Below are 20,705 nucleotides of genomic sequence, written 5' to 3' on the forward strand. Positions count from 1 at the left end.
CCGGGCAGGTAGGCGACCTGGCAGCCCGCGTCGCGGGCGACGGTGAGGGGGAGAGCGCCGATGGAAGCGGGCTGGTCCACGATCACCAGGACGGTGCCGAACTTGTCCCGGAGCTTGTCGAACACGGCCCGCAGCTTCGGTTCGCTGTTGACCAGCGGCTTGTCGAAGACTTTCTTGCCGGCCGGGGTCAGCCCGTGGCCGTGATGTGCGCTCTTTCCGACATCCAGGCCGAGGAAGACGCCCACCTCGCCGATCTCGATCACCGTGCCCCCACATGGTTCGATCCGGTGCCGGCCTCGGCGGTGGGTCCGTTCGCGCGCATCCACGTTATGCAGACCTGCCGCCCGAAAGCGGCCGGGCATTACGCCCGGCCGGGCGGTGGTCGGGCCTCTGATCAGCGTCTCCGACGGCACCCCTCGGACCCGGCGACACCACCCCCCAGGTCATCCCTTCGACAGGGGGCAACAGTCATACCGGGCCCGGAGGCCAGCGGCCCTCTTGCAGGACCGCGAAAAAGATAACGGGGGCGCGCCCTGCCGGTGGGTTTTCGGCTGTCGCGCCGTCTCGCGCCCACCCACCGGGGCGACTCCCTCCGTCCGTCCCCGCCCCGGTCGACCGGGACCGCCGCCGGGACGAGGAGGCGAACGACCCCGGCAGCGACCACGACATACCCGCGCGCACGGACGGCGCGCAACCACAGCCCCGCGGTGGGAACATGGCCGCATGCGGGTGGCGTACAGCGTGGAGACCGTACGGGCGGCGGAACGGGCGCTCATGGCGCGGGTTCCGGACGGGGCCCTGATGCAACGGGCGGCAGCCGGACTCGCGGCGGCGTGCGTGAACGCGCTCCGCGCCGGGGGCGGGGTCTACGGGGCCCGCGTCGTCGTGCTGACCGGGAGCGGGGACAACGGCGGTGACGCCCTGTACGCCGGAGCCCGTCTGGCGCGGCGCGGGGTGGCGGTGACCGCCGTACTGCTGGCGCCGCAGAAGGCGCACCGCGGGGGCCTGGCGGCCCTGCGTGCCGCGGGCGGCCGGGCGGTCGCCCCGGACGACGTGGACGCGGTGGCGCTGGTCGACCGGGCCGACCTCGTGCTGGACGGCATCGTGGGCATCGGCGGCAAGGGCGGCCTGCGCCCGGAGGCGGTGCCGGTGGCGGAGGCCGCGCGGGCGTCCCGGGCGGTCGTGGTCGCCGTGGACCTGCCCAGTGGCGTCGACGCGACCACCGGTGAGGTCCGGGGCGCAGCGGTGCACGCCGACATGACGGTGACGTTCGGCACGTACAAGCCGGGCCTGCTCGTGGACCCCGCCGCCGGGCACGCCGGCGCCCTGCGCCTGGTCGACATCGGTCTCGGCCCCTTCCTGGACGGCACCCCGCCCGATCTGGAGGCGCTGCAGCACGCGGACGTCGCCGCCCTGCTGCCGGCCCCCGACGCGGAGAGCGACAAGTACCGGCGCGGGGTGGTCGGCGTCGTCGCGGGCTCCGAGCGCTACCCCGGCGCGGCCGTGCTCGCGGTGGCGGGGGCGCTGCGCGCGGGCGCGGGGGCGGTGCGGTACGTGGGCCCGGGGGCGCGGGCCGTGCTGGCGCGCTTCCCGGAGACGCTGGTGTCGGCGGGTCCCCCGCACAAGGCCGGCCGGGTGCAGGCCTGGGTGGTGGGCCCGGGGCTGGGCGACGGGCCGGAGGCGCGGCGCTCGGTGGACGACGTGCTCGCCTCGGACGTGCCCGTGCTCGTCGACGCGGACGGTCTGCGGCTGCTGGACCGCGCCGTCGTGCGCTCCCGCACCGCGGGCACCGTGCTGACCCCGCACGCGGGGGAGGCGGCGGCGCTGCTGGGCGTCGCCCGTGAGGAGGTGGAGGCGGCGCGGCTGGACCATGTGCGGCGCCTGGCAGAGGCGTTCGGGGCGACGGCGCTGCTGAAGGGCTCCACGACGCTCGTGGCGTCCCCGGAGCCGGGGGTGCCGGTCCGGGTCAACCCCACGGGGACGTCCTGGCTGGCGACGGCCGGCAGCGGTGACGTGCTCTCGGGGATCACGGGGTCCCTGCTGGCCGCCGGGCTCGCCCCGCGCGACGCGGCCTCCGTCGGCGCCTATCTGCACGGCCTGTCGGCGCGGGTCGCCGCGGGCCCGGTGGGCGCGCCGATCGCCGCGCACGACGTGGCGGCCGCCCTTCCCGGCGCCTGGCGCGACATCAGGTCCTGAGCCGGCGTCAACTGGGCGAAACGGGTGGAGTCCGCCGACGCGGCGTTCTGCGGGGCGGCCGCAGGTCAATTTGTGTGTACATGGGAATGTATGCCAGGAGCAGGGCCCGGCTGCTCGTCGCGGCGGTGATCGCCCTGGCGGCACTCGGTACGCACACGACGGCCGCCGCGGACGACGACTGGCCGGTGCCGGTCGACCGCCTCGTCCCCGGGGTCCCCTTCGGCCCCGAGGCCTCCCGGCAGGTCGACACCCCGGACCAGGGCGCCCCACCGCGCCGGATCGGCATGTCGCCCACCGAGCCCGTGCGCAGCGCCGTGCCCGCGGAGGACCAGGACGACGACTGGGTGGACCCGCAACTGGTGGAGTTCGTGCCGGCCGAGGACACCGAGCGGGCCCGGAAGTTCCAGGAGGAACGGGCCGCGCGGGAGCGGGAACGGGAGCAGGAGCGGGAGCGGGAGCGGGAGCAGAACCAGAGCCAGAATCAGGAGCAGGACCAGGAGACGTACGACGACGTGGACGAGGGCGGCGACCCCGGGGACGGGGAGGAGGCCGGCGACGGCGGCGACGGCGGGAGCGCGGAGAACCCCGAGAACGCGGAGAACCCCGAGAGCGCCGAGAACCCCGAGAGCGCCGAGAACCAGGAGCACGCGCAGAACCCGCAGAACCAGGAGCACCCGCAGAATCCGCAGAACCCGCAGAACCCGCAGAACACGGAGCGCCCGGAGAGCGCCGAGTACTGCACCTCCTTCACCGGGCCCTACCAGCGCGAGGTGGAGAAGCGGCTGCGGCTGCGCGTGAACGGCAAGCAGTCCGAAGCCGACTGCGCGGAGATCCGCCACTACCAGAAGGCCAAGGGCATCGTCCCCGCCAGCGGCTTCGCCGGTCCCACCACCTGGGGCCACCTCCGCCTCGACGAGGCCACCAGGAAGGGCCCGAACGCCTCCCGCCGGTGCCCGGCCCCCGCCCGGGGCAAGAAGATCGTCTGCATCGACCTCAACCGCCAGCTGCTGTGGGTGCAGAGCAGCAGCACCAAGGTCGTCTTCGGCCCGGTCGCCATCCGCAGCGGCCGCAAGGGCTACCTCACCCGTACCGGCCGCTTCACCGTCTACTGGCGCCACAAGAACCACGTCTCCGACATCTACGACGCGCCGATGCCGTACAGCCAGTTCTTCAGCGGCGGCCAGGCGATGCACGCCACTCCCGGGAGCGTCTACAAGGCCCCGGGATCGCACGGCTGCATCAACCTCTCCAACCGCAACGCGCGCCTGCTGTGGGACGCCGTGAAGATCCAGGAGGCGGTGTACGTGTGGGGCGCCAAACCCGCCGTGTGACGGCGGCACAGGCCCGGCCTGAGACACTGGGCGCGATGGAAGAGACGAATCTGCGCGCCCAGGCCACGATCGACCTCGCCGCCCTGCGGTCCAACGTCGCGGCGCTGCGCGCCCGCGCGCCCCGCTCCGGGCTGATGGCCGTGGTCAAGGCGGACGCCTACGGCCACGGGTTGGTGCCGTGCGCCCGGGCCGCCCTCAAGGCGGGTGCCGGCTGGCTCGGCACGGCCACGCCCGAGGAGGCGCTGGCGCTGCGCGCGGCCGGGATCACGGCGCCGGTGCTGTGCTGGCTGTGGACGCCGGGCGGCCCCTGGCGGGCGGCCGTCGAGGCGGACGTCGACGTGACGGTCAGCGCGCTGTGGGCGCTGCGCGAGGTCTCGGAGGCCGCCGCGGCCGCGGGCCGCACCGCGCGCGTCCAGCTGAAGGCGGACACGGGCCTGGGCCGCAACGGCGCCCAGCCCTCGGAGTGGCCCGACCTGGTCGCCGCCGCCCGGGCCGCCGAGGCCGAGGGGCTGGTCAAGGTCACCGGGCTGTGGTCGCACTTCGCCTGCGCCGACGAGCCCGGTCACCCCTCCATCGCGGCGCAGCTCGCCGTCTTCCGCACCGCCCTGGAGACCGCCGAGCGGGCCGGACTGCGCCCCGAGGTCCGGCACATGGCGAACTCCCCGGCCACCCTGACCCTGCCCGAGGCGCACTTCGACCTGATCCGGCCCGGTGTCGCGGTGTACGGCATCTCGCCGGTCCCGCAGGTGGGCGGCCCGGCCGACTTCGGGCTGCGGCCGGTGATGACGCTGTCGGCGCGGCTGGCCTCGGCCAAGCGCGTCCCCGGCGGCCACGGGGTCTCGTACGGGCACCACTACACGACCCCCGGCGAGACCACCCTCGCGCTGGTGCCCGTCGGGTACGCCGACGGCGTCCCGCGGCACGCCTCGGGCACCGGCCCGGTGCTGGTGGCGGGCAAGTGGCGGACGGTCGCCGGGCGGGTGGCGATGGACCAGTTCGTGGTCGACCTCGGGGGCGACCGCGCCGACGCCGGGGACGAGGCGGTACTGTTCGGCCCCGGTGACCGCGGTGAGCCGACCGCCGAGGACTGGGCGCGGGCGGCGGGCACCATCGCGTACGAGATCGTCACTCGGATCGGGTCCCGGGTGCCGCGCGTCTACGTGGGTACGTAAACGCGTAGCCGAGGGGAAGCAGCGGTACGACCATGACCGAGAGCGGTAGGGCAACGGGGGCGATGGAGGCGGTGGCCGGAGCGGCCGCCGCTTCCGGTCGCTGGCAGCGCGCGGGGATCGTCGGCGCGGCCATCGGCGTCGTGGCGGCGGGCGCCGCCGCGGGCGTGGCGCTGGAACGGGCCACGGTGGGGCGGGGCATGCGCAAGCGCGCCAGGCTCGCCCTGGATCTGGCCGGCCCCTACGGCTCGTTGCGCGGGATGCCGGGCCGCGCCGTCGCCGAGGACGGCACCGAGCTCTACTACGAGGTCGAGGAGGCGGACCCGGCGGCGCTCGACGCGGCCGCACCGCGTCGGCGCCGGCAGTTCTTCCGCCGGGCCGGCCAGGCGCCGCCGCTGACCGTGGTGTTCAGCCACGGCTACTGCCTCAACCAGGACTCCTGGCACTTCCAGCGCGCCGCGCTGCGCGGGTCGATACGCGCCGTCTACTGGGACCAGCGCAGCCACGGCCGCTCCGGCCGGGGCAAGGAGCAGGCGGACGGCGGGGCCGCCACGATCGACCAGCTCGGCCGCGACCTGAAGGCGGTCGTCGACGCCGCCGCGCCGGAGGGCCCGCTGGTGCTCGTCGGGCACTCCATGGGGGGCATGACGGTCATGGCCTTCGCCGACCAGTTCCCCGAGGTGGTCGCCGAGCGGGTGGCCGGCTTCGCCTTCGTCGGCACCTCCTCCGGCAAGCTGGCCAGCGTGACGCTCGGTCTGCCGGCCGCGGGCGCGCGGGCGCTGCGGGCACTGGCGCCGGGGGTGCTGCGGATCCTGGGCACCCAGGTCGACCTGGTGGAGCGGGGGCGCCGGGCGACGGCCGACCTCTTCGCCGGGATCATCAAGCGCTACTCCTTCGGCTCCGAGGTGGACCCGGGCGTCGCGCGCTTCGCCGAGCGGATGATCGAGTCGACCCCGATCGACGTCGTCGCCGAGTTCTACCCGGCCTTCACCGAGCACGAGAAGAGCGAGGCGCTGGACGTGCTGGACGGTCTGCCCGGGCTCGTACTGGCCGGGGACAAGGACCTGCTGACGCCCAGTGAGCACAGCCGGGCCATCGCCGAGCGCCTGCCGGACACCGAGCTGGTGGTGGTGCCCGGGGCCGGGCACCTGGTGATGCTGGAGCACCCCGAGCTGGTCAGCACGCACCTGGCCGCACTGCTCGCCGAGGCGGCCGACGCCTCGCGCGCCCCGGTCCCGCAGGCGCTGCGCGCACTGGCCGTGCCGGCGCCCGCCGGTCCGGACAGGGCGGACCGGGTGGTCTCCGGCGGCGCGTAGCATTCGGGCACATGGGCATGGAAGCCATCGGCATGGAAGCGATCCGGGTCACGGTCAAGACCCCCGACCAGATGCGCGAACTGGGGCGCCGTCTCGCGCCGCTGCTGCGCGCCGGCGACCTCGTCGTCCTCAGCGGTGACCTGGGCGCCGGCAAGACCACGCTGACCCGCGGCCTCGGCGAGGGTCTGGGCGTCCGGGGCGCGGTGACGTCGCCGACCTTCGTGATCGCGCGGGTGCACCCCTCGCTGGGCGGCGGCCCGGCCCTGGTGCACGTGGACGCGTACCGGCTGACCGGCGGTCTCGACGAGATGGAGGACCTGGACCTCGACGTCTCGCTGCCGGAGTCGGTGGTCGTGGTCGAGTGGGGCGAGGGCAGGGTCGAGGAGCTCTCGGACGACCGGCTGCAGCTGGTGATCCACCGCGCGGTGGGCGAGGTCGCCGCGGACGGACAGGAGGACCACGACGTGCGCGAGGTCGTCGTCACCGGGGTCGGCGCGCGCTGGGCCGGCGAGGACCTGGCGGGGCTGGGCGTCTGAGCGCGTAACCGTTCCGACAAGGTGTCGGGAAGATGTTGCGTACGGCACGTCCTCCGTGTTCTGCTGGAGTCCAGGAGCTGGTTAGGGCTGCCTAACCCGACCCCGTCGGACCCAGGAGGCATCCATGTCGGCCCACACGGCCCCGGAGCCGGAGCAGGGTTACTCGATGCAGGCGCTGCTCGCGGCCTCCGCGGCGGCGAACGCGGTGTGCACCCCGCCGGGGGAGCACGAGGAGCCGGAACCGGACGCGGCGCAGGACGAGCCCACGGCGCGGCCCGAGGCGGACGCGGCGTAGTCCCCGTCAGCCGCCACCGGGGCGCCCCGGGACCGGACCGCCGCGCGTCGCGCGGAGGGCGAGGGCGCCGGTGCCGCGTCGCGCGTGTGCCGTGAGGGCCCCGCAGGCGTTCACTCGTCCGGGGGAAATCAGCGGACGACGACGATCTTGCTGCCGATGGTCGCGAACTTCCAGAGCGCGGCCCCGTCCTTCCGCTTCTCGCGGATGCCGCCGGTGTGCTGGCCCGGGGGCGGGGCGTCCGGCAGGGAGCCGTCCTTCGCCGCGCTGAAGCCGATCACCACGCTGTCCACGGTCGTGAACCGCACCACGTTCTCCACGGCCACCCCGTCGCCGCCGACGCCCGTGGCGCTGCGGGAGGCCACGGCGTAGGTGCCGGGGGCGGGGTCGACCGTGCCCGGGACGACCGTGTAGGTGGTGCGCGCCTTCCCGTCCTCGCCGACCAGCCACACGCGGTCCGAGCGGAGCGAGTAGACGACGCGGGTGCCGCTGCCGGAGCCGGCGGGGAGCTCGTCCCGCCGCTGCGGTGAGGGCGAGGCGGAGGCCACGGCGGGGGTGCCGGGGTCCGCGGCGTCCACGGGACGGACGCCCTTGGGCATCTCGTCGGCGGAGCTGGAGGCCTGGACGGCGAGCACGCCGACGGCGGCCAGGGCGGCTGCGGTCAGTCCGGTCACGATCGTCCCTGAACCGATCCTTGCCACGGCTTTCCTCCGGAGGTGGGCGTCACGCTGGGTTGACGTTAGCAGCCGTGCCGCACGGCGAAGGGAGCGCCGTCCCGGGGGCCCGCGGAGCCCCCGTCCTGGCAGGGCCACCCCGGTGAACGCCGTAGGCTGAACGCGTGCTGCTGCTTGCCTTCGATACCGCAACCCCTGCCGTGACGGTCGCCCTGCACGACGGCCGGCGCGTGCTCGCAGAGTCGACGGAGATCGACGCGCGACGGCACGGGGAACTGCTGATGCCCGCCGTGGACCGTGTGCTGCGGGAGGCCGGGACGGGCCTCGGCGACGTGACCGGGATCGTGGTCGGGGTCGGCCCCGGCCCCTACACGGGGCTGCGCGTCGGACTCGTGACCGCGGTCTCCTTCGCCGACGTCCTCGGTGTCCCCGTGCACGGGATCTGCACCCTCGACGGGCTGGCGTACGCCGCCGGGATCGAGGGCCCGTTCCTCGTGGCGACGGACGCCCGCCGCAAGGAGGTCTACTGGGCCCGGTACGAGGGCCCGCGGGCCCGGGTGACCGACCCGGCCGTGGACCGTCCCGGGGACATCGCGGCCGAGGTCGCCGGGGTGCCCGCGGTCGGCGCGGGCGCCGCCCTATACCCCGGGGTCTTCACCGACGTCCGCCCGCCCGCCGACCAGTCCGCCGCCGCGCTGGCCGCGCTGGCCGCCGTGAAGCTGGCGGACGGCGAGGACTTCCTCCCCGCGCTGCCGCTCTACCTGCGCCGCCCGGACGCCCAGGTGCCGGCCGGCTACAAGGCGGTCCTGCCGAAGTGACCGCCGTGATGCGCGAGATGCGCTGGTGGGACCTGGACCCGGTGATGGAGCTCGAACGCCGGCTCTTCCCGGACGACGCGTGGTCGCGCGGCATGTTCTGGTCCGAACTGGCCGACGCGCGGCACCCCTCGGCGACCCGGCACTACGTCGTGGCCGAGGACGGGGCCGGACGGATCGCCGGCTACGCGGGCCTGGCCGCCGTCGCCGGCACCGGCGACGTGCAGACCATCGCCGTCGCCGCCGACCACTGGGGCACCGGCCTCGGCGCACGGCTGCTCGGCGTACTGCTGCGGCAGGCCACCGCCTTCGAGTGCCACGAGGTGCTGCTGGAGGTACGCGTCGACAACGACCGCGCCCAGCGGCTCTACGCGCGCTTCGGCTTCGAGCCGATCGGCTTCCGGCGCGGCTACTACCAGCCGGGCAACGTCGACGCCCTCGTGATGAGGCTCGGCGAGCTGCCGGCCTCCCCTGACGTACCGGGACTACAAGGAACAGAGACCACCCATGGCTGACGAACCCCTTGTCCTCGGCATCGAGACGTCCTGCGACGAGACCGGTGTCGGCATCGTGCGCGGGCACACCCTGCTCGCCGACGCGATCGCGTCCAGCGTCGACGAGCACGCCCGCTTCGGCGGCGTCGTCCCCGAGGTCGCCAGCCGCGCGCACCTGGAGGCGATGGTCCCCACGATCCAGCGCGCCCTGAAGGAGGCCGGCGTCGCCGCCTCCGACCTCGACGGGATCGCCGTCACCGCGGGCCCCGGGCTCGCCGGCGCCCTGCTGGTCGGCGTGTCCGCGGCCAAGGCGTACGCCTACGCGCTCGGCAAGCCGCTGTACGGGGTCAACCACCTCGCCTCGCACATCTGCGTGGACCAGCTGGAGCACGGGCCGCTGCCCGAGCCGACCATGGCGCTGCTGGTGTCCGGCGGCCACTCCTCGCTGCTGCTCGCCCCCGACATCACCGGTGACGTCCGCCCGCTGGGCTCCACCATCGACGACGCGGCGGGCGAGGCCTTCGACAAGGTCGCCCGCGTGCTGGGCCTCGGCTTCCCCGGCGGCCCCGCCATCGACCGCGTGGCCCGTGAGGGCGACCGGGACGCGATCCGCTTCCCCCGCGGCCTGACCGGCTCCCGCGACCCGCTCTACGACTTCTCCTTCTCCGGCCTGAAGACCGCCGTGGCGCGCTGGATCGAGTCCAAGCGCCGGGAGGGCGTGGACGTGCCGGTCGCGGACGTCTCCGCGTCCTTCCAGGAGGCCGTCGTCGACGTCCTCACCCGCAAGGCGATCCGGGCCTGCAAGGACAACGGCGTCGACCACCTGATGATCGGCGGCGGCGTCGCCGCCAACAGCCGGCTGCGCTCCCTGGCGCAGGAGCGCTGCGAGGACGCGGGGATCGTCCTGCGAGTGCCGCGGCCCAAGCTGTGCACCGACAACGGGGCCATGGTCGCGGCCCTCGGCGCGGAGATGGTGGCCCGCGGCAGGCCCTCGTCCACCTGGGACCTGCCGGCGGACTCCTCGCTGCAGGTCACGGACGTGTCCGTGCCCGGTCACACCCACGACCACGAGCACGCCCATGACCACGACCACGTCCACGAGCTCGCCAAGGACAACCTCTACTCGTGACCGTCGCCCTGATGTGGGAGGCCCGTGCCGTCGAGGGGCGCGGGCCGGAGCTGCTGGCGTGGGCCCGCGCCCGCCCGCTGTCGCCGGCCCCGCTGCGGCGGGAGACCTTCTCCGCCCCCCAGGACCGGGTACTGGTCATCACCTGGTGGGACGCCCCGTACGACGCGGAGCTGCCCGAACTGCCCGAGCCGGACGGGGGGCTGGCCCGGCGGGCCGTCCACCGGTGGCGCTTCGAGTCGGTGGGGGAGGGGGCGTAGGTCCTGGCCGCGGGACGCCGGTCGTAGGATGTCTCCGGCGCCGAACGCGACCGGGCTTGTGCCGTGGCGCCCCCGAGCAGGCGTCCTGCCGGACGACCGGTGTCCGGGAGGCGTTCCCCCCAGGTGGCGAGAAGACCCGATGACCGACCCCGGCTGTGCCGTCCTCTTCGACCTCGACGGCGTCCTCCTCGACAGCCGGCGGGCCATGCGCAGGGCGATCCTCGACGTCGCCGGCGTGGCCCTCGGTGAGCCCGTCGACGACAGCCGCCTGCCGGCCGGGCTCGACCACCTTCCCCACCACGAACTGCTGGCGCGGCTCGGCGTGACCGACGAGGAGACCGTGTTCGGGGCGGCCTGGGAGGACGCGCTCAGCCTCGCCACGTGGGGCGCGTCCCCGTTCCCCGGCGCCGCCGGCGTGCTGCGCGACCTCGCGGCCTCCGGCGCGGCGACGGGGGTGGTGACCATGCAACCGGCGAGCCGGGTGGCACGCCTCGTCCCCGCGGAGTTGTCCGCGCACTTCGGCGTGGTGGTCGGGTGGGGCGACGCGGCGCCCAAGCCCTCGGGGGAGGGCATCCTGCTCGCGCTGGACCGCCTCGGGGTGCCGCCGGAGCGCGCCTGCTTCGTGGGCGACAGCCCCTCCGACATGGCCGCCGCGGCGGCCGCGGGGGTTCCCTCGATCGGCGCGCTGTGGGGATACACCGGGCCCGCCCTGGGCGACGCGGGGCCCACCGCCCTCGCCGGGGCCCTCACCGAGGTGCCGGGCGTCGCGAGGAGCCTCCTCGGGCGGCCGTGACCGGCGTCAGCCGCCGGTCCGGGCCGGGGCGCCCAGCAGCATGCTCGGGGCGCCCGCGACACGGGTGAGGAAGACCGTGGCCGCGTTCGGGCCCTGGGGCTTGACCCGGCGGCGGACCTCCTCCGGTTCGACGGCCGAGCCGCGCTTCTTGACGGTCAGCACGCCCACCTCGCGCTCGCGCAGCAGCGCCTTGAGCCGCTTGAGGTTGAAGGGCAGCACGTCGGTGATCTCGTAGGCGGTCGCCCAGGGCGTGGTGTGCGGCTCGTCCGAGGTGACGTACGCGATGGTCGCGTCGATCAGACCGCCGCCGACCCGCGCCGCCACGTCGGCCACCATGTGGGCCCGGATGACCGCGCCGTCCGGCTCGTACAGCCAGCGCCCCACGGGGCGCACCCGCGGGTCGGGCAGGCCGGCGGCGGGCAGCGAGGCGCCCGACGGCAGGAGGGTCGCCCGGCGGGCCCCCGGGGCCGTGCCGAACCACAGCACCGCCTCCTTCACGTCGCCGTGGTCGGAGACCCACTCCGCCTCGGCGTCCTCCGGCACGGCCTCGTGCGGGATCCCCGGCGCCACCTTCAGGGCGGCCAGCGGGGCCTTCCGGGCCGCCGCGACCGCCCACGACAGCGGCGGGGAGTACGCCTCGGGGTCGAAGATCCTGCCCCGCCCGCCGCGCCGGGCCGGGTCGGCGAAGACCGCGTCACAGCCGTCCACGACGGTCTCCGTCACGTCGGCGCAGCGCACCTCGATCAGGTCGGCCAGCCCCAGCGCCTCCGCGTTCGCCTGTGCCACCGCGCAGGTCAGCGGGGAGCGGTCGACCGCCAGCACCTCCACACCGGCGCGGGCGAGCGGGACGGCGTCGCCGCCGATGCCGCAGCACAGGTCGGCCAGCCGCCGCACCCCGAGCGCGGCGAACCGCTCGGCCCGGTGCCGGGCGACGGAGGCCCGCGTCGACTGCTCGACCCCTTCTGGCGTGAAGTACATCCGGTACGCGTCCTCGCCGAACTTCGCCGCCGCCCGCTGCCGCAGCCGTGCCTGCGTCAGCGCGGCCGCCACCAGGCCGGCGTCGTGCTCCCGCCGCAGCCGTGTCGCGGTCGCCAGTTCGGCGGCGGGGTCGTAGTCCCGCAGGGAGGCCAGCAGCAACTGGCTCTCATCGGTCAGGAGGGCCGAGAACGCGTCAAGATCCACGCCGTCCATTGTCCCGCGCCGCCGCGGGCGCCGTCCGGGGGCCGTGACCGGTTCTGCCGCCGTTGCGTACGGCCGGCCGTACCCCCGGGGCGCCGTCCGAGGCCCGGCGGCGCGCCGGGCCCGGAACCGCGGGCCGGAATCGTGGGGCCGGGCACGCCGTTCCACCAGGGGGAGGGCGGCTCGTACGGCGCGGCGTTGGCACTCCGCTTGACCGAGTGCTAAGCGCGTCATAATCTCGGACCTGGCACTCAGCCTTGCCGAGTGCCAGCACAAACGCGACGGGCAGGTCCGGCACCCGCGACGACGGGCCTACCAGGTCGCCACCCCAGACAGACACTCCCGTGAGCCCTTTGAAGGGGGAGGTCGGATCGTGACGACCGCCAGCACCAAGGTTGCCATCAAGCCGCTCGAGGACCGCATCGTGGTCCAGCCGCTGGATGCCGAGCAGACCACCGCCTCCGGCCTGGTCATCCCGGACACCGCCAAGGAGAAGCCCCAGGAGGGCGTCGTCCTGGCCGTGGGCCCGGGTCGCTTCGAGGACGGCAACCGCATCCCGCTCGACGTCAAGGTCGGCGACATCGTGCTGTACAGCAAGTACGGCGGCACCGAGGTCAAGTACAGCGGCGAGGAGTACCTCGTCCTCTCGGCTCGCGACGTCCTCGCGATCGTCGAGAAGTAGGACCGGCGCCGCGCGCAAGCGAGTAATGCCGTGACCACGCCCCGGGCACACCGAGTCCTCACGGACCGGGGACCCGGGGCGCGGTCTTCGACGAGAACCCAAAGACGAGGAATTCCGCCGGTATGGCCAAGATCCTGAAGTTCGACGAGGACGCGCGTCGCGCCCTTGAGCGCGGCGTGAACAAGCTCGCCGACACCGTGAAGGTGACGATCGGCCCCAAGGGCCGCAACGTCGTCATCGACAAGAAGTTCGGCGCCCCGACCATCACCAACGACGGTGTCACCATCGCGCGTGAGGTCGAGATCGAGGACGCGTACGAGAACCTCGGCGCGCAGCTCGTGAAGGAGGTGGCGACCAAGACCAACGACATTGCGGGTGACGGCACCACCACCGCCACGGTGCTCGCCCAGGCGCTGGTCCGCGAGGGTCTGCGCAACGTGGCCGCCGGCGCCTCCCCCGCCGCCCTGAAGAAGGGCATCGACGCGGCCGTCAAGGCCGTCTCGGACGAGCTGCTCGCCACCGCCCGCCCGATCGAGGGCAAGGACGACATCGCCGCCGTCGCCGCGCTGTCCGCCCAGGACAAGCAGGTCGGCGAGCTGATCGCCGAGGCGATCGACAAGGTCGGCAAGGACGGTGTCATCACCGTCGAGGAGTCCAACACCTTCGGCCTGGAGCTGGACTTCACCGAGGGCATGGCCTTCGACAAGGGCTACCTGTCGCCGTACTTCGTGACGGACCAGGAGCGCCAGGAGGCCGTCCTGGAGGACCCCTACATCCTCATCACCCAGGGCAAGATCGCCTCCATCCAGGACCTGCTCCCGCTGCTGGAGAAGATCCTGCAGGCCGGCGCCTCCAAGCCGCTGCTGATCATCGCCGAGGACGTCGAGGGCGAGGCCCTGTCCACCCTGGTGGTCAACAAGATCCGCGGCACCTTCAACGCCGTCGCGGTGAAGGCCCCCGGCTTCGGCGACCGCCGCAAGGCCATGCTCGGCGACATCGCCACCCTCACCGGTGGCACCGTCGTCGCCGAGGAGGTCGGCCTCAAGCTCGACCAGGTCGGCCTGGACGTGCTCGGCAGCGCCCGCCGCGTGACCGTCACCAAGGACGACACCACCATCGTCGACGGTGGCGGCGAGTCCGCGGAGATCAGCGGCCGGGTCAACCAGATCAAGGCCGAGATCGCCTCGACCGACTCCGACTGGGACCGCGAGAAGCTCCAGGAGCGCCTCGCCAAGCTGGCCGGCGGCGTGTGCGTCATCCGCGTCGGCGCGGCCACCGAGGTCGAGCTCAAGGAGAAGAAGCACCGTCTGGAGGACGCCATCTCCGCGACCCGCGCCGCGGTCGAGGAGGGCATCGTCTCCGGTGGTGGCTCCGCGCTCGTCCACGCGGTCAAGGTGCTCGAGGACGGCCTCGGCAAGACCGGCGACGAGGCCACCGGTGTGGCGGTCGTCCGCCGCGCCGCGGTCGAGCCGCTGCGCTGGATCGCCGAGAACGCCGGCCTGGAGGGCTACGTCATCACCTCCAAGGTCGCCGAGCTGGAGAAGGGCCACGGCTTCAACGCCGCGACCGGCGAGTACGGCGACCTGGTGAAGTCCGGTGTCATCGACCCGGTCAAGGTCACCCGCTCCGCCCTGGAGAACGCCGCCTCCATCGCCTCCCTGCTCCTCACCACCGAGACCCTCGTGGTGGAGAAGAAGGAGGAGGAGCCCGCCGAGGCCGGTCACGGTCACGGCCACGGCCACTCCCACTGAGCTGGACCGCGAAGGCCCTCGTTCCCACCCGGGAACGGGGGCCTTCGGGCTGCCGGGGACCGGCCTCAGTCGCGGGGGTAGGCCGGCCCGAAGCGCCGCCCCGCCTTCGACGAGACGCGGCCGAGCGCGCCGCTCGGCGCCAGCCTGGCCGCGGCCACCGCGACCTTGTAGCGCGGGTCGGGCACGCTGAGTGAGCGCCCGCGGGCCAGGTCGCGCAGGGCCGCGGCGACCACCTTGTCGGCGTCCAGCCACGCCCAGGAGGGGATGCTGCCGGTCTCCATCCCTGCCCGCTCGTGGAACTCGGTGCGGACGAAGCCCGGGCACAGCGCCATCAGCCGCACCCCGGTGCCCGCGAGCTCCCGGGCCACGCCCTGGGTGAAGCTGACGACCCACGCCTTGCTCGCCCCGTACGTACCGCGCGGCACGAAGGCCGCCACTGAGGCCACGTTGACCACGAAGCCGCGCCCGCGCTCCCGCATGGCCCCGGTCGCGGCGCAGGTCAGCCGGAGCACCGCCTCGCAGTGCACCTTGAGCATGGTCAGCTCGTCGGCCACCGGCACGTCGCCGAAGCCGCCCCGGTTGCCGAAGCCCGCGTTGTTGACCAGCACGTCGACCGGCCGTTCGCGGTCCCGCAGCCGTGCCTCGACCGCCTCGATGCCCTTGTCCTCCGACAGGTCGGCGGGCAGCACCTCCACGGCCACGCCGTACGTGCGCCGCAGTTCCCCGGCGTTCTCCTCCAGCCGCCGCCCGTCGCGGGCGACCAGGACCAGGGCGTGGCCGTCCTTCGCCAGCCGGCGTGCGAAGGCCGCGCCGATTCCCGCGGTGGCTCCCGTGATCAGTGAAGTCGTCATGCCCCGCAGGCTAGTGAGCCCCCGTCCGCCGGCGGGCCGCGGCGCGCACGTCCGCCGGGAGCGCGTCCGCCGCCAGCAGCCGGGGGAGCAGCGCGGGCTCCAGGGTGACCGCGCGGAAGGTCAGCGCGACGGTGACGCCGTGGTCCGGGCGGTGGACGACCTCGACCGGGTCGCCGGGGCGGACCTCACCGGCCTCGGCGACCCGCAGGTAGGCGCCGGGCAGCGCGGCCCGCGTGAACGTCTTGATCCAGCCGCCCTGTTCCAGCCAGCCCTGGAAGGTGGCGCAGGGGATCCGGGGACAGGACACCTCCAGGACGGCGCCGTCCGGCCCGCCGATCCGCCAGCGCTCGCCGATCAGTGCCTCGTTGACGTCCAGGCCCGAGGTCGTCAGGTTCTCCCCGAACATGCCGTTGCGCAGCGGCAGGTCGAGCCGGCGCTCCCAGGTGTCCAGGTCCTCGCGGGCGTAGGCGTAGACCGCCTGGTCGGTGCCGCCGTGGTGCGCCACGTCGTAGGCCCGGTCGCCGGCGAGGCCGACCGCGCCGGTGCCCTTGGGGCCCGGTGCGGTCACCGCCACCGGGCCCGGGACCGGGTGCTTGTCGATGCCGGTCGTCCCGGTCGTCTTCCACGGGTTCGGTCGGGGCCGGCCCACGTTCACCGAGAGCAGCTTCATCCCGCGACCGTACGGCGCCGGCCGGCGCCCGGCGAGGTGTTTTCCGGCGGCCGGGGCCCGGGTGCTCAGCCCGCGAGCACCCGCAGCAGCCGGTCCACGTCGGCCTCGGTGTTGTACAGGTGGAAGGCCGCCCGCAGGTTCCCGGCCCGGGCCGAGACCCGGATGCCGGCCGCGGCCAGCCGCTCCGCCGCGTCGCCCAGACCGGGCACGGCCACGATCGCCGAGGCCCGCGCGCCGGACGGCACCGCCTTGTGGCCCAGCCGCAGCAGTCCCGCCCGGAAGCGCTCGGCCAGCGCGACGTCGTGCGTGCCGACGGCCTCGACGCCCAGTTCCTCGATCAGTCCCAGGGAGGCCGCCGCCCCCACGTACGGCAGCAGCGGCGGCAGCACGTCGAAGCGCCGGGCGGAACGCGCGAGGTGCGCGACCGGCCCGTAGCAGTCGCCCCAGGGGTCCTCGGCCGCGTACCAGCCGGCGAACTGCGCCGACAGCCCGTCCTCGGCCCCCTCCCGCACGGTCAGGAAGGACACCCCGCGCGGGGCGAGCAGCCACTTGTAGCCCCCGCACACCACGTAGTCGAGGCCGTCCGCGCGCAGCGGCAGCCAGCCGACCGCCTGGGTGGCGTCGACGAGCACGCGCGCCCCGTGCCGGGACGCGGCCTCGCGGACCGCCGCCAGGTCGGCGACCCGGCCGTCCGCGGACTGCACCGCGCTGACGGCGACGAGGCCGGTCCCGGGGCGTACGGCGTCGGCGACGCCCTCCAGGGGCACGGTGCGCACCGTGACGTCGGCGCGGGAGGCGAAGGGGTTGACCAGCGAGCTGAAGTCGCCGTCGGCCAGCACGACTTCGGCCCCGGCGGGGAGCGCCGCGGCGATCATGCCGACGTGCGTGGTGACGGAGGAGCCGACGGCGACGCGGTCGGCGCCGACCCCGGTGAGGCGGGCGTAGGCGGCGCGGGCGGCCGACAGGGCGCGCTCGTGGCGTACCCAGTCGTCGGTGCCGTCGGACCAGGTGCCCACGGCGGTCCGCAGCGCCTCGGCGGAGCGGAGCGGGCCGACGCCCGACGAGGCGGTGTTGAGGTAGGTGGTACCGGCGTCCAGCGCGAATTCCCCGGCGATGTCCATGGTTCCTCAGCCTGCGCCCCGAACTGCCCTAAGTCCATCATCGATCACCGAACGCGACCCCCAAGGAACGCTTATGCTCGGAGCGTGTTCGAGGCCCGCCACCTCCGTGTGCTGCGCGCCGTGGCCCGTACCGGCTCGCTGTCGGGCGCCGCGCGCGAACTGGGCTGCACGCAGCCGGCGGTCAGCCAGCAGATGAAGGCGCTGGAACTCGCCGCGGGCACCCCGCTGCTGGTCCGCGGCGGGCGGACGACCCGGCTGACCGACGCGGGCGAGGCGCTGGCCCGGCACGCGAGCGGCATCCTCGCGGGGCTCGCCGCCGCGGAGGAGGAGGTCGCGGCCATCGGGGGACTGCGCGCCGGCCGGGTGCGGCTGGTGTCGTTCCCGAGCGCCGGCCCGTCCCTGGTGCCGACCGCGCTGGCCGCGATGCGCGCCGCGCACCCGGACGTACGGATCACGCTGGCCGAGGCGCAGCCGCCGCGCGCCGTGGAGATGCTGCGCGCCGGGGAGTGCGAACTGGCGCTGGTCTAACGCTACGAGGACGACCGGGGCGCCGAGGACGCGGTCGCCTGGGAGGGGCTGCTGGTGCGCCGGTTGCTGACCGACCGGCTCTTCGCGGTGCTGCCGGCCGGACACGCGCTGGCCCGCGACGGGGGCCCGGTGCGGCTGTCCGACCTCGCCGACGAGCCGTGGATCGCGGGCTGCCCCTACTGCCGCCGGCACCTGGTCGAGCTGTGCGGGCGGGAGGGCTTCGAGCCCCGCATCGACTTCGCGACCGACGACTACCCGGCGGCGGTCGGCCTGGTGGCGTCGGGCATGGGCGTCTCGGCGCAGCCCGGTCTGGCGCTGGAGGCCGTCCGGCTGAGCGGAGTGGCCGTGCGCGAGTTGCGGCCGGCGGTACGCCGGGACGTGGCGGCGCTGACGCTGCCCGACCTGGCCCAGGTGCCGGCCGTCGACATGATGCTGGGGCGGCTGCGGCTCGCGGCCCTGCGCGACCCCGGGACGGCCTGAGCCCGCGGCACCGCGGGCGCGCCGTCGCTTGTGATGAAACGTTTTCTCGTCGGCTGACGTCCGGTGGGTCAGTGACTGCCGGTGGCGTGCGAGCTCATGACCCGGTTGCGGGACCGGCCCATCATCTCCTCGCGCTCGTCCTCGGTGAGTCCGCCCCAGACCCCGTAGGGCTCGCGGACCGTCAGAGCGTGCGTCGCGCACTCGGCGCGTACGGGGCAGCGCATGCACACCTCCTTCGCCGCCGCCTCACGCGCGCTCCGGGCGGCACCGCGCTCTCCCTCGGGGTGGAAGAACAGGGAGCTGTCGACGCCGCGGCAGGCGGCGACCAGCTGCCAGTCCCAGAGGTCGGCGTTGGGGCCCGGGAGGCGGGAGAAGTCTGCCATTGCTCATCTCCTCGAGAGGTGGGCTGCAGGGACACCGTCCAGGCGCGAAGCTCTGGGAGGGTGCTGTCGACGTTACATCTACTGTCGAAGTAGATGTAAATATGATTCATCACAAAATCGCCAACGAACTCCCGCCATGCGGGTAAAAAGCCTCCAAACAGGCAAAATCTGACATTGCCCCCCGGTCGGCGGCTGATGTGTGCTGCAAGCGGGCGCCCGTCGTGCCGCTTTTTGAGGCCCGGCGAACGGCCGCGACCTGGGATGTTGCTGATCCGTGTCGGTCCGTGCACGGAGAGTGCGGGAGTCGCCCGCCAAACTCCGTAACTCTTTCGAGTGAGGGTCGTTGAAGGTGCGGAAGTGGTTGGCGGTCGAACTAATCGGGCAGGCGCCCGAGGCCGTCATCCCCACCGGTGAACGATTCGTACAGCCTGGAGGCTCAACGTGACGCGGATCAGCTGCGGAGGACGGTCATGACTTCCGTTCTCGTCTGCGACGACTCCCCGCTTGCCCGAGAGGCCCTGCGCCGCGCGGTCGCGACCGTGCCCGGCGTGGAGCGCGTGACGACCGCGGCCAACGGCGAGGAAGTCCTCCGCCGCTGGGGCGCCGACCGCTCGGACCTCATCCTCATGGACGTCCGGATGCCCGGCCTCGGCGGCGTCGAGACCGTACGGCGGCTGCTGTCCGCCGACCCCGGCGCCCGCATCATCATGCTCACGGTCGCCGAGGACCTGGACGGGGTGGCCCTCGCGGTCGCCGCCGGTGCCCGTGGATACCTGCACAAGGACGCCTCGCGCGCCGAGTTGCGGGCCACGGTCACCCAGGCGCTGGCCGACCCGACCTGGCGGCTCGCCCCGCGCCGGCTGCGCTCGGCCGAGATGGGCGCCGCCCCGACCCTGACCGCCCGCGAGATCCAGGTGCTGGAGGGCATGAGCCACGGCCGCTCCAACGCCGAGATCGGCCGCGAGCTCTTCCTCTCCGAGGACACCGTCAAGACGCACGCGCGACGCCTCTTCAAGAAGCTCGGCGCCTCGGACCGGGCCCACGCGGTGGCGCTCGGCTTCCGCTGGGGCCTGGTGCGCTGAGGCAGCGGCTTCAAGGGCTGGAGGGGCCGATGAGCTGTGGGGCGGCTGTGCGGCTGCCCCGCTCGTACCGGTTTCCGCGCCGAGGGCGCATGCTTGAGGTATGGACTCTCGGGGACACGGTCGGGCGGGGCGGCGGGTGCACGACATGACTACGGCCGGTGCGGTCCCTCGAAGCGCCCCGCACGGCGCGCCGCATAACGCTTCGGAGCACAACCACGGGTCCGAGCCCACGGAGCGGCCCTCGGCGATGCACTATGGACGGATGCGCGACGAGGCCACCGGCAATGAGACAGCCATAGGGGCACTCGTACGTCGGGCCGTGGACGGCGACGAGCAGGCGACGCACGATCTGCTCGCCCACGTGCACCCGCTCGCCGTGCGCTACTGCCGTACCAGGCTGTCGCGGCTGCCGGGCGACGCGCGCCACTTCGTGGACGACCTCGCCCAGGAGGTCTGCCTCGCGGTGCTGTGCGCACTGCCCCGCTACCGGGACCAGGGCCGGCCCTTCGAGGCGTTCGTCTTCGGCATCGCCGCGCACAAGGTCGCCGACCTGCAGCGGGCCGCCATGCGCGGTCCGGGCTCGACGGCCGTGCCCTCCGACGAGATGCCCGAGCAGCCGGACGCCTCGCTCGGGCCCGAGGAGCGGGCGCTGCTCAGCAGTGACGCGGAGTGGGCGAGGAAGCTGCTCGCCAACCTCCCGGAGCACCAGCGGGAGCTGGTGCTGCTCCGCGTCGCCGTGGGCCTCACCGCGGAGGAGACCGGTCAGGTGCTCGGCATGTCGCCGGGCGCCGTCCGGGTCGCCCAGCACCGGGCGCTGTCCCGGCTGCGCGCGCTGGCGGAGGAAGCCGCCGCCGGCGCCCCCGGGTTGAGCGCCTGACGCACGCCGTCCCGGCCCCCGCCCCAGGGGCGGAACAGGTTTCCCGCGGGAGCCATTAGCATTGAACATCTCGCCGGGCAAGACCATGGGGAAGGTGTC

General features: G+C 74.3%; 22 protein-coding genes and 1 pseudogene. 16 read left to right on the plus strand and 7 right to left on the minus strand.

Translation table 11 applies throughout. The annotated features are described in order from the left end of the window. Positions 1–263 (minus strand): IS110 family transposase (locus ACZ7MY_RS30365; RefSeq protein WP_499606472.1); only part of this gene is annotated, 263 nt, incomplete at its 3' end. Between the two features lie 460 nt (positions 264–723). On the opposite strand from ACZ7MY_RS30365, the gene ACZ7MY_RS30370 reads away from it, so the two are divergent. From ACZ7MY_RS30370 to ACZ7MY_RS30395, 6 genes are all read left to right on the plus strand, one after another. Next, entirely contained in the window at positions 724–2,196 is a 1,473-nt protein-coding gene (locus tag ACZ7MY_RS30370) for an NAD(P)H-hydrate dehydratase (RefSeq protein ID WP_499606473.1), read from the plus strand. An 80-nt stretch (positions 2,197–2,276) separates the two neighbouring features. Continuing rightward, the gene (locus ACZ7MY_RS30375; RefSeq protein ID WP_499606474.1) at positions 2,277–3,527 is read left to right on the plus strand and encodes a L,D-transpeptidase; all 1,251 of its coding nucleotides are present in this window, start codon (positions 2,277–2,279) and stop codon (positions 3,525–3,527) included. A 35-nt stretch (positions 3,528–3,562) separates the two neighbouring features. Continuing rightward, on the plus strand, positions 3,563–4,699 hold the full coding sequence (alr, locus tag ACZ7MY_RS30380) for an alanine racemase (protein ID WP_499606475.1): 1,137 nt from the start codon (positions 3,563–3,565) through the stop codon (positions 4,697–4,699). Between the two features lie 32 nt (positions 4,700–4,731). Further along, the gene (locus ACZ7MY_RS30385) at positions 4,732–6,012 is read left to right on the plus strand and encodes an alpha/beta fold hydrolase (RefSeq protein WP_499606476.1); all 1,281 of its coding nucleotides are present in this window, start codon (positions 4,732–4,734) and stop codon (positions 6,010–6,012) included. 11 nt (positions 6,013–6,023) lie between these two features. After that, positions 6,024–6,548: a tRNA (adenosine(37)-N6)-threonylcarbamoyltransferase complex ATPase subunit type 1 TsaE gene (gene tsaE, locus ACZ7MY_RS30390; RefSeq protein WP_499606477.1), complete on the plus strand. Its 525-nt coding sequence runs from the start codon at positions 6,024–6,026 to the stop codon at positions 6,546–6,548. A 124-nt stretch (positions 6,549–6,672) separates the two neighbouring features. After that, positions 6,673–6,843 carry a hypothetical protein gene (locus ACZ7MY_RS30395; RefSeq protein WP_499606478.1) on the plus strand — a complete coding sequence of 57 codons (171 nt, stop codon included), beginning with the start codon at positions 6,673–6,675 and terminating at the stop codon, positions 6,841–6,843. Positions 6,844–6,971: 128 nt separating this feature from the next. Here ACZ7MY_RS30395 and ACZ7MY_RS30400 read toward each other — a convergent pair whose 3' ends face one another. Continuing rightward, a complete protein-coding gene (locus ACZ7MY_RS30400) occupies positions 6,972–7,514 on the minus strand; it encodes a hypothetical protein (RefSeq protein WP_499606479.1) in 543 nt (180 codons plus the stop codon). Between the two features lie 164 nt (positions 7,515–7,678). Between ACZ7MY_RS30400 and tsaB the strand changes: the two genes are divergently transcribed. The 5 genes from tsaB to ACZ7MY_RS30425 all read left to right on the plus strand — a co-directional run bounded on the left by tsaB (position 7,679) and on the right by ACZ7MY_RS30425 (position 11,002). Then, complete coding sequence (gene tsaB, locus ACZ7MY_RS30405) at positions 7,679–8,332, plus strand: tRNA (adenosine(37)-N6)-threonylcarbamoyltransferase complex dimerization subunit type 1 TsaB (protein WP_499606480.1); 654 nt, start codon at positions 7,679–7,681, stop codon at positions 8,330–8,332. 8 nt (positions 8,333–8,340) lie between these two features. Next, positions 8,341–8,844 carry a ribosomal protein S18-alanine N-acetyltransferase gene (gene rimI, locus ACZ7MY_RS30410; RefSeq protein WP_499606653.1) on the plus strand — a complete coding sequence of 168 codons (504 nt, stop codon included), beginning with the start codon at positions 8,341–8,343 and terminating at the stop codon, positions 8,842–8,844. Further along, positions 8,837–9,952, plus strand: coding sequence for a tRNA (adenosine(37)-N6)-threonylcarbamoyltransferase complex transferase subunit TsaD (tsaD, locus tag ACZ7MY_RS30415; protein ID WP_499606481.1), 1,116 nt, complete (start codon positions 8,837–8,839; stop codon positions 9,950–9,952). The genes rimI and tsaD overlap by 8 nt, the downstream gene beginning before the upstream one ends. Further along, positions 9,949–10,209 carry a hypothetical protein gene (locus ACZ7MY_RS30420; protein ID WP_499606482.1) on the plus strand — a complete coding sequence of 87 codons (261 nt, stop codon included), beginning with the start codon at positions 9,949–9,951 and terminating at the stop codon, positions 10,207–10,209. Before tsaD ends, ACZ7MY_RS30420 begins: the two co-directional genes overlap by 4 nt. Positions 10,210–10,348: 139 nt before the next feature. Next, positions 10,349–11,002 (plus strand): HAD family hydrolase, encoded by a 654-nt coding sequence (locus ACZ7MY_RS30425; protein ID WP_499606483.1) that lies wholly within the window; start codon positions 10,349–10,351, stop codon positions 11,000–11,002. A gap of 6 nt (positions 11,003–11,008) precedes the next feature. On the opposite strand, the gene ACZ7MY_RS30430 is transcribed toward ACZ7MY_RS30425, so the two are convergent. Further along, on the minus strand, positions 11,009–12,193 hold the full coding sequence (locus ACZ7MY_RS30430; RefSeq protein ID WP_499606484.1) for a THUMP-like domain-containing protein: 1,185 nt from the start codon (positions 12,191–12,193) through the stop codon (positions 11,009–11,011). 361 nt (positions 12,194–12,554) lie between these two features. Here ACZ7MY_RS30430 and groES point away from each other — a divergent pair, with 361 nt between their 5' ends. Continuing rightward, positions 12,555–12,863: a co-chaperone GroES gene (gene groES, locus ACZ7MY_RS30435; protein ID WP_018562788.1), complete on the plus strand. Its 309-nt coding sequence runs from the start codon at positions 12,555–12,557 to the stop codon at positions 12,861–12,863. Positions 12,864–12,985: 122 nt separating this feature from the next. Beyond that, complete coding sequence (gene groL, locus ACZ7MY_RS30440; protein WP_499606485.1) at positions 12,986–14,614, plus strand: chaperonin GroEL; 1,629 nt, start codon at positions 12,986–12,988, stop codon at positions 14,612–14,614. 65 nt (positions 14,615–14,679) lie between these two features. On the opposite strand, the gene ACZ7MY_RS30445 is transcribed toward groL, so the two are convergent. The 3 genes from ACZ7MY_RS30445 to ACZ7MY_RS30455 form a co-directional block, all read right to left on the minus strand. Continuing rightward, positions 14,680–15,465, minus strand: coding sequence for an SDR family NAD(P)-dependent oxidoreductase (locus ACZ7MY_RS30445; RefSeq protein WP_499606486.1), 786 nt, complete (start codon positions 15,463–15,465; stop codon positions 14,680–14,682). A gap of 10 nt (positions 15,466–15,475) precedes the next feature. Next, complete coding sequence (locus tag ACZ7MY_RS30450; protein ID WP_499606487.1) at positions 15,476–16,135, minus strand: MOSC domain-containing protein; 660 nt, start codon at positions 16,133–16,135, stop codon at positions 15,476–15,478. A gap of 65 nt (positions 16,136–16,200) precedes the next feature. Next, positions 16,201–17,256, minus strand: coding sequence for an aminotransferase class V-fold PLP-dependent enzyme (locus ACZ7MY_RS30455; RefSeq protein ID WP_499606488.1), 1,056 nt, complete (start codon positions 17,254–17,256; stop codon positions 16,201–16,203). An 84-nt stretch (positions 17,257–17,340) separates the two neighbouring features. Between ACZ7MY_RS30455 and ACZ7MY_RS30460 the strand changes: the two are divergent. After that, positions 17,341–18,264: pseudogene (locus ACZ7MY_RS30460) on the plus strand (LysR family transcriptional regulator). A 68-nt stretch (positions 18,265–18,332) separates the two neighbouring features. Here the strand turns inward: ACZ7MY_RS30460 and ACZ7MY_RS30465 are convergent. Beyond that, positions 18,333–18,647, minus strand: a complete 315-nt coding sequence (locus ACZ7MY_RS30465) for a WhiB family transcriptional regulator (protein WP_319138961.1) — start codon at positions 18,645–18,647, stop codon at positions 18,333–18,335. Positions 18,648–19,117: 470 nt separating this feature from the next. Here ACZ7MY_RS30465 and ACZ7MY_RS30470 point away from each other — a divergent pair, with 470 nt between their 5' ends. Together ACZ7MY_RS30470 and ACZ7MY_RS30475 are read left to right on the plus strand one after the other, a co-directional pair. Further along, entirely contained in the window at positions 19,118–19,729 is a 612-nt protein-coding gene (locus ACZ7MY_RS30470; RefSeq protein WP_003948568.1) for a response regulator transcription factor, read from the plus strand. Between the two features lie 262 nt (positions 19,730–19,991). Continuing rightward, positions 19,992–20,606 carry a sigma-70 family RNA polymerase sigma factor gene (locus tag ACZ7MY_RS30475; protein ID WP_499606489.1) on the plus strand — a complete coding sequence of 205 codons (615 nt, stop codon included), beginning with the start codon at positions 19,992–19,994 and terminating at the stop codon, positions 20,604–20,606. Positions 20,607–20,705 lie beyond the last annotated feature (99 nt).

The sequence above is a fragment of the Streptomyces sp. NPDC111520 genome, from assembly GCF_055635295.1.

What these genes read in the sequence shown, in the direction of transcription:
- ACZ7MY_RS30370 (WP_499606473.1), top strand. Translation starts at nt 724, where the DNA reads ATGCGGGTGGCGTACAGCGTGGAGACCGTACGGGCGGCGGAACGGGCG.
- ACZ7MY_RS30375 (WP_499606474.1), top strand. Translation starts at nt 2,277, where the DNA reads ATGGGAATGTATGCCAGGAGCAGGGCCCGGCTGCTCGTCGCGGCGGTG.
- alr (WP_499606475.1), top strand. Translation starts at nt 3,563, where the DNA reads ATGGAAGAGACGAATCTGCGCGCCCAGGCCACGATCGACCTCGCCGCC.
- ACZ7MY_RS30385 (WP_499606476.1), top strand. Translation starts at nt 4,732, where the DNA reads ATGACCGAGAGCGGTAGGGCAACGGGGGCGATGGAGGCGGTGGCCGGA.
- tsaE (WP_499606477.1), top strand. Translation starts at nt 6,024, where the DNA reads ATGGGCATGGAAGCCATCGGCATGGAAGCGATCCGGGTCACGGTCAAG.
- ACZ7MY_RS30395 (WP_499606478.1), top strand. Translation starts at nt 6,673, where the DNA reads ATGTCGGCCCACACGGCCCCGGAGCCGGAGCAGGGTTACTCGATGCAG.
- rimI (WP_499606653.1), top strand. Translation starts at nt 8,341, where the DNA reads ATGCGCGAGATGCGCTGGTGGGACCTGGACCCGGTGATGGAGCTCGAA.
- tsaD (WP_499606481.1), top strand. Translation starts at nt 8,837, where the DNA reads ATGGCTGACGAACCCCTTGTCCTCGGCATCGAGACGTCCTGCGACGAG.
- ACZ7MY_RS30425 (WP_499606483.1), top strand. Translation starts at nt 10,349, where the DNA reads ATGACCGACCCCGGCTGTGCCGTCCTCTTCGACCTCGACGGCGTCCTC.
- ACZ7MY_RS30430 (WP_499606484.1), bottom strand. Translation starts at nt 12,193, where the DNA reads ATGGACGGCGTGGATCTTGACGCGTTCTCGGCCCTCCTGACCGATGAG.
- groL (WP_499606485.1), top strand. Translation starts at nt 12,986, where the DNA reads ATGGCCAAGATCCTGAAGTTCGACGAGGACGCGCGTCGCGCCCTTGAG.
- ACZ7MY_RS30445 (WP_499606486.1), bottom strand. Translation starts at nt 15,465, where the DNA reads ATGACGACTTCACTGATCACGGGAGCCACCGCGGGAATCGGCGCGGCC.
- ACZ7MY_RS30450 (WP_499606487.1), bottom strand. Translation starts at nt 16,135, where the DNA reads ATGAAGCTGCTCTCGGTGAACGTGGGCCGGCCCCGACCGAACCCGTGG.
- ACZ7MY_RS30455 (WP_499606488.1), bottom strand. Translation starts at nt 17,256, where the DNA reads ATGGACATCGCCGGGGAATTCGCGCTGGACGCCGGTACCACCTACCTC.
- ACZ7MY_RS30465 (WP_319138961.1), bottom strand. Translation starts at nt 18,647, where the DNA reads ATGGCAGACTTCTCCCGCCTCCCGGGCCCCAACGCCGACCTCTGGGAC.
- ACZ7MY_RS30470 (WP_003948568.1), top strand. Translation starts at nt 19,118, where the DNA reads ATGACTTCCGTTCTCGTCTGCGACGACTCCCCGCTTGCCCGAGAGGCC.
- ACZ7MY_RS30475 (WP_499606489.1), top strand. Translation starts at nt 19,992, where the DNA reads ATGCGCGACGAGGCCACCGGCAATGAGACAGCCATAGGGGCACTCGTA.